Source organism: Amnimonas aquatica, from assembly GCF_002943415.1.
GTDB classification, from domain to species: domain Bacteria; phylum Pseudomonadota; class Gammaproteobacteria; order Pseudomonadales; family Moraxellaceae; genus Perlucidibaca; species Perlucidibaca aquatica_A.
This window is the reverse complement of the sequence record NZ_PTQZ01000102.1, coordinates 1-6198: the sequence shown is the minus strand read 5'-3', so window position 1 is coordinate 6198 and position 6198 is coordinate 1. Positions and strand designations below refer to the sequence as shown.

Below are 6198 nucleotides of genomic sequence, written 5' to 3'. Positions count from 1 at the left end.
TGCTGGCCGTGGAGCCGGCGCGCCTGCAGGACATTTCGCAGCGTCTGCGCTGGCTGGGCGCGCTGGGCGGGGTCGGTGCGCATGCGGACAACATTGCCGAAGGTTGGCAGTCGCAGTTGCGGCGGACGCTGGCGGCGAACGCCGAGGGGCCGCGCATCAGGGGCTTCTACCAGGTCTGGCAGACGCCGCTGTACAGCCTGGCGCCCGAGCATCTGGTCAGCCAGGCCATGCGTGCCTGCGGTGTCGACAGCATCGTCACCGATACCCGCATGGCGGCGCCGGTGCTCAGTGCCGAGAGCGTGCTCGCGGCGGCGCCGGCGGTGATCCTGGTCGGCCGCGACCAGCTCGCCGAGGCGCGCCGTTTCTGGGGGCGATTTCCTTCCCTGCCCGCCGTGCGTGACGACGGCATCCTGCCGGTACCGGATCGTGAACTGACCCGCCCCGGACTGTCCCTGCTCGAGGCCCTGCCGGGGCTCTGCGACCAATTGCGTCCTTGGCGTATGCGACGAAGCGTGCCAGAATCCGCGTGACTTGACGGTCACGAACTTGTCCTTACCCAGGACCGGATAAAGACTGTCTCCACCCAGCCCAACAGGCTGTTGCTACCCCGTACCCCGGGAAGGAGGCACCATGGCACGGTTTCGTCACTACGGCGACCCGGACCACGCGGAAACGCAGGAATGGCTGGATGCCCTGGCATCCGTTGCGGAAAACGATTCACCCGAGCGCGCCAGGCAGCTGCTGGAATGGCTCAACGGTCAGGCCCCGACCCTCGGGGTGCATGTCGACCGGCTCAACACCCCCTATCTGAATACCATCCCGCGCGAGCAGGAACCGCTCATGCCGGGCGATCCCAACCTCGAGTGGCGCCTGCGTTCGCTGGTGCGCTGGAACGCGCTGGCGATCGTGATGCGGGCGAACCAGAACGATGACGAGCTGGGCGGGCACATCGCCACCTTCGCCTCGTCGGCGACGCTCTACGATGTCGGTTTCAATCACTTCTTCCGCGCACCCAGCGCGGAGCACGGCGGCGACCTGATCTACTACCAGGGCCACTCGGCGCCGGGCATCTACGCGCGCTCCTTCCTCGAGGGACGGCTGAGCGAGGAGCAGCTCGACAACTTCCGCCGCGAGGTCGGCGGCAAGGGCCTGTCCAGCTATCCGCATCCGTGGCTGATGCCGGACTACTGGCAGTTCCCGACGGTTTCCATGGGCCTGGGTCCGATCATGGCGATCTACCAGGCCCACGTCATGAAGTACCTGATCAACCGCGGCCTGCTGCCCGACCATCAGCGCAAGGTCTGGGCCTTCCTCGGCGACGGCGAGATGGACGAGCCGGAGTCGCTGGGCGCCATCGCGCTCGCCGGCCGCGAGAAGCTCGACAACCTGGTCTACGTGATCAACTGCAACCTGCAGCGTCTGGACGGTCCGGTGCGTGGCAACGGCAAGGTCATCCAGGAGCTGGAGTCGGTGTTCCGCGGCGCCGGCTGGAAGGTGATCAAGGTCATCTGGGGCAAGAAGTGGGATCCGCTGCTGGCCCGTGACGAAAGCGGCGCGTTGCGCCAGCGCATGGCCGAGGCGGTGGACGGCGAATACCAGGCCTTCAAGAACCATGGCGGCGCCTACACCCGCGAGAAGTTCTTCGCCAAGTATCCGGAGCTGGCCGAGCTGGTGAAGGACCTCAGCGACGAAGAGATCGCCGGGCTGGACCGTGGCGGCCATGACCCGTTCAAGGTCTATGCCGCCTATGCCGAGGCCATGGCGACCAAGGGCCAGCCGGTGGTCATCCTGGCCAAGACGGTCAAGGGCTACGCCACCGGCGCCGGCCAGGCCGCCAACAAGACCCACCAGCTGAAATCGCTGGACATCGACTCGCTGCGCACGTTCCGCGACCGCTTCGACATGCCGTTCAGCGACGAGCAGCTGGAGCAGCTGCCGTTCTACCGGCCGGCCGATGACAGCCCGGAGATCCGCTACCTGCACGAGCGCCGGCAGAAGCTCGGCGGCTACCTGCCGCAGCGGCGCACGCAGGGCAGGTCGCTGCCGGTGCCGACGCTGGACCAGCTCAGCACCATCACCACCGGTTCCGAGCGTCCGATCTCGACCACCATGGCCATCGTCCGTCTGATGGGCGTGCTGCTCAAGCAGGAGGGGCTGGGCGAGCGCGTGGTGCCGATCGTGCCCGACGAGGCGCGCACCTTCGGCATGGAGGGCATGTTCCGCCAGCTCGGCATCTACTCGAATGTCGGCCAGCTCTACGAGCCGGAAGACAAGTCGCAGCTGATGTACTACCGCGAGGACGTGAAGGGGCAGATCCTGGAAGAGGGCATCAACGAGGCCGGCGCCATGAGCGCCTGGATCGCCTGTGCCACCGCCTACAGCATCCATGACCAGCCGCTGGTGCCGTTCTACCTGTACTACTCGATGTTCGGCTTCCAGCGCATCGGCGACCTCGCCTGGGCCGCCGGCGACAGCCGAGCGCGCGGCTTCCTGATCGGCGCCACCTCGGGCCGCACCACGCTTAACGGCGAGGGCCTGCAGCACGAGGACGGGCATTCGCACGTGATCTCCGGCACGGTGCCGAACTGCGTGTCCTACGACCCGACCTACAGCTACGAGCTGGCGGTGATCGTGCAGGACGGCCTGCGCCGCATGTACGGCGAGCAGGAGGATGTCTACTACTACCTCACCGTGATGAACGAGAACTACCCGCACCCGGCCATGCCGGTCGGCTGCGAGGAGGGCGTGCGGCGCGGCATCTACCGCTTCCAGGCGGCGAAGAAGGGCAAGGGGCCCGAGGTGCAGCTGATCGGCAGCGGCGCCATCCTGCGCGAGGTCGAGGCGGCGGTGCCGTTGCTGGCCGAGGTCGGGGTGCGTGCGGCGGTGTGGAGCGCGACCAGCTTCACCGAGCTGCGTCGCGAAGGTCTGGAGGTAGAGCGCTGGAACGCGCTGCATCCGGAGCAGAAGCCGCGCACGGCCTGGGTGACCGAGCAGCTCGCCGGCAGCAAGGGACCGATCGTGGCGGCCAGCGACTACATGAAGGTGCATGCCGACCAGATCCGCGCCTTCCTGCCGACCGGTCGCGCCTACCGCGTGCTCGGCACCGACGGCTTCGGCCGTTCGGATTCGCGTGCGCAGCTGCGTCGTCATTTCGAGGTCGATGCCGCGCATGTGGCCTACGCCGCGCTGCTGTCGCTGCGCGAGAGCGGAGATGTCAGCGTGCAGCAGCTGCTGGAGGCGCGCGAGCGCTGGGGCATCGACCCCGACCAGCCGTCTGCGGCCAAGGCCTGAGGAGATCGACATGGCGACGCAAATTGCTGTGCCCGATCTCGGGGTGGAACAGGCCGAGGTGATCGAGCTGCTGGTGCAGCCGGGCGCCACGGTGAAGAAGGATCAGCCGATCGCGGTGCTGGAGTCGGACAAGGCCAGCCTGGAGCTGCCGGCGACCGATGACGGCGTGCTGGTGTCGTGGGCGGTGAAGGTCGGGCAGACGGTGAAGGCGGGCGATGCCCTGCTGAGTTTCGAGGCTGCTTCCGGCTCCGGCGCTGCCGGCGAGCCGGCCGTGGCTGCCGCGCCTGCACCTGAGCAGGCTGCGGCGAAGGTGCCCGAGGCACCGGTTGCTGCCGCAAGCCCGGCGACCCCGGCACCGGTGGCAGCGGCCGAGCAGGCCATTGCCNTTGCTGTGCCCGATCTCGGGGTGGAACAGGCCGAGGTGATCGAGCTGCTGGTGCAGCCGGGCGCCACGGTGAAGAAGGATCAGCCGATCGCGGTGCTGGAGTCGGACAAGGCCAGCCTGGAGCTGCCGGCGACCGATGACGGCGTGCTGGTGTCGTGGGCGGTGAAGATCGGCCAGGCGGTGAGGGCGGGTGATGCCCTGCTGGTTCTCAAGGTCGCGGGCGCCGCCAGCGTGCTGTCGGAGGCCGAGGCCAGGCCGACGGAAGCCGGGGCAGTACCCTCGGCCGTCGCCCCGGTTGCTGCGGTGGCGGCGACTCCGGCAGCGGCTGGCTCTGCGCCGGTCGCCCAGGCGCCGGCCGCGCCGCCGGCCGACGATGGCCGCGCGGTCCACGCCGGCCCGGCCGTGCGCAGGCTGGCGCGCGAGCTGGGGGTCGCGCTGTCGGCGGTCACCGGCTCCGGCCCGCGCGGACGCATCGTCAAGGATGACGTGCACGCCTGGGTCAAGACGCGGCTGAGCCAGCCGGCGCCGGCCGCGCCCGCAACCAGCGGCGGTCTGCCCGGGTTCGATCTGCCGCCGGAGCCGGACTACGCGAAGTGGGGGGCTGTCGAGCTGAAGCCGCGCTCGCGAATTCAGCGCAAGTCGGCGGAGAACCTTGCGCGTTCGGCGCTGATCGTGCCGCAGGTCACGCAGTTCGATCTCGCCGACATCACCGAGCTGGAGGCTTTCCGCCTGAGCCTGCGCGACAGCTTCAAGAAGGATGGCCTGTCGCTGACCATGACCGTGCTGGTGGCGAAGGCGGTGGCTTACCTGCTGCGCGAGATGCCGGTGTTCAACGCCTCTCTCAGCCGCGATGGCGAGAACCTGGTGGTGAAGGACTACGTCAACCTCGGCATCGCCGTGGACACGCCGAACGGGCTGCTGGTGCCGGTGCTGCACAATGCCGACCGCATGAGCCTGAGCGAGATGGCGCGCAAGCTCGGCGAACTGTCCGAGCAGGCGCGCACCGGCAAGCTGCCGCCGGCGTCCATGCAGGGGGCGACGTTCAGCATCTCCTCGCTGGGCGGCATCGGCGGCACCGCGTTCACGCCGCTGGTGAACTGGCCGGAGGTGGGCATCCTGGGGTTGTCGCGGGCATCGCAGCAGCCGGTGTGGGATGGCAAGGCCTTCGTGCCGCGCCTCATGCTGCCGTTGTCGCTGTCGTACGATCACCGCGTCATCGATGGCGCGGTGGCCGCGCGCTTCACCTCGCGCCTGGCGGTGCTGCTGGCGGATATCCGGCGGTTGCTGGTCTGAAGGTGTTGCGTTGGCGGGGAGGGGCAAGGGGCGGAAACTGTAGGCGCATTCCCAGCCGTGTTTCCGCCCCTTGCCCCTCCCCGCCAACGCAAGGTCCGGCAGGCCGGTCACGCCGGGCGAGGGCGCCAGAGCACTTCCCGGCCGCCGTCGGCCCGTGCCAGCGCGCGGGCTAGCACGAACAGGTAGTCCGACAGGCGGTTCAGGTACTGCAGCGCCAGCGGATTCACCGTCTCTTCCATCATCAGTGTCAGCGTGCGTCGTTCGGCGCGCCGCGCCACGGTGCGGGCGGCGTGCGCCTGCGCCGCGGCCGGCGATCCGCCGGGCAGGATGAAGTCCTTCAGGGGCGGCAAGTCCGCGTTGACGGCATCGATGGCCTGCTCCAGGCGCTCGACATACGCGGCCGTCACCAGCGTGTGGCCGGGAATGCAGAGCTCGCCGCCGACATCGAACAGGTCATGCTGGATGTGTTCCAGCATGACCTGCGCCGGATGATTCACCGCCAAAGCCGCCCGCAGCAGGCCGACGTGGGCGTTGGCCTCGTCGACGCAGCCGTAGGCCTCGACGCGCGCGGCATCCTTGCGGATGCGCGTGCCGTCGCCGAGGCCGGTGCTGCCGTCATCGCCGGTGCGGGTGTAGATTCTGCTCAGGCGGTTTCCCATCCGGGGTGCTCCGTCAGAAGGTGTAGCGTGCGGTCACATAGCCGCTGCGGTCTGCGGTGTTGTAGCCGCGTAGCGTCTCATAGCGCTTGTCTGACAGGTTCTCCACTCGCACACCCAGCGTGAGGTGACGCGTGGCCTGCCAGCTGGCATAGGCGTTCCAGAGCGCGAATCCATCCACGTCACCGCCGCTGTCCGGCGTGCTGTTGCGGCTGCTGAGCTCGATGCCGGCATGCAGGGTGTCGCTCAGCTTCTGATCAATGCTGCCGGTCAGCTGGCTGCGCGGGCGCCGGATCTTCGCGGCCGTACTGGCGGAGGTGACCTGAGCTCGGCTGGCAGCAAGCTGATAGCTGGTGTTGCCGATGTGGCCGCCGAGCTCCAGTTCGACGCCACGCAGCTGGGCCTTGCTGACATTGATGCTCTGCGCACTGGCTGCATCCATGGCGATCAGGTTGTCGACCAGCGAGCGGTAGGCGGTGGCACGCACGCGATGGTTCGGGTTGGCCTGCCAGGTCAGTCCGATGTCTCCCTGACGGCTTTCTTCAGGCTTCAGGTTCGGATTGCCGGCGAAGC

General features: G+C 68.5%; 4 protein-coding genes and 1 pseudogene. 3 read left to right on the top strand and 2 right to left on the bottom strand.

Annotation, left to right across the window (positions count from 1 at the left end; translation table 11 throughout):
* The 3 genes and pseudogenes from C5O18_RS10415 to C5O18_RS05440 form a co-directional block, all read left to right on the top strand.
* Nucleotides 1–530 (top strand): TroA family protein (locus tag C5O18_RS10415; RefSeq protein WP_241146751.1); only part of this gene is annotated, 530 nt, incomplete at its 5' end.
* 100 nt (nucleotides 531–630) lie between these two features.
* A pseudogene (gene aceE, locus C5O18_RS05445) lies at nucleotides 631–3279 on the top strand (pyruvate dehydrogenase (acetyl-transferring), homodimeric type); the annotation flags it as partial.
* Nucleotides 3161–4969, top strand: a complete 1809-nt coding sequence (locus C5O18_RS05440) for a dihydrolipoyllysine-residue acetyltransferase (protein ID WP_478209679.1) — start codon at nucleotides 3161–3163, stop codon at nucleotides 4967–4969. The pseudogene aceE and the gene C5O18_RS05440, both read left to right, overlap by 119 nt.
* A 107-nt stretch (nucleotides 4970–5076) precedes the next feature.
* Here the strand turns inward: C5O18_RS05440 and C5O18_RS05435 are convergent, their stop codons facing one another.
* Nucleotides 5077–5628 (bottom strand): cob(I)yrinic acid a,c-diamide adenosyltransferase, encoded by a 552-nt coding sequence (locus C5O18_RS05435; RefSeq protein ID WP_105192162.1) that lies wholly within the window; start codon nucleotides 5626–5628, stop codon nucleotides 5077–5079.
* A 13-nt stretch (nucleotides 5629–5641) separates the two neighbouring features.
* Nucleotides 5642–6198 (bottom strand): TonB-dependent receptor domain-containing protein (locus C5O18_RS05430; protein WP_146089225.1); only part of this gene is annotated, 557 nt, incomplete at its 5' end.

What these genes read in the sequence shown, in the direction of transcription:
- C5O18_RS05435 (WP_105192162.1), bottom strand. Translation starts at nt 5,628, where the DNA reads ATGGGAAACCGCCTGAGCAGAATCTACACCCGCACCGGCGATGACGGC.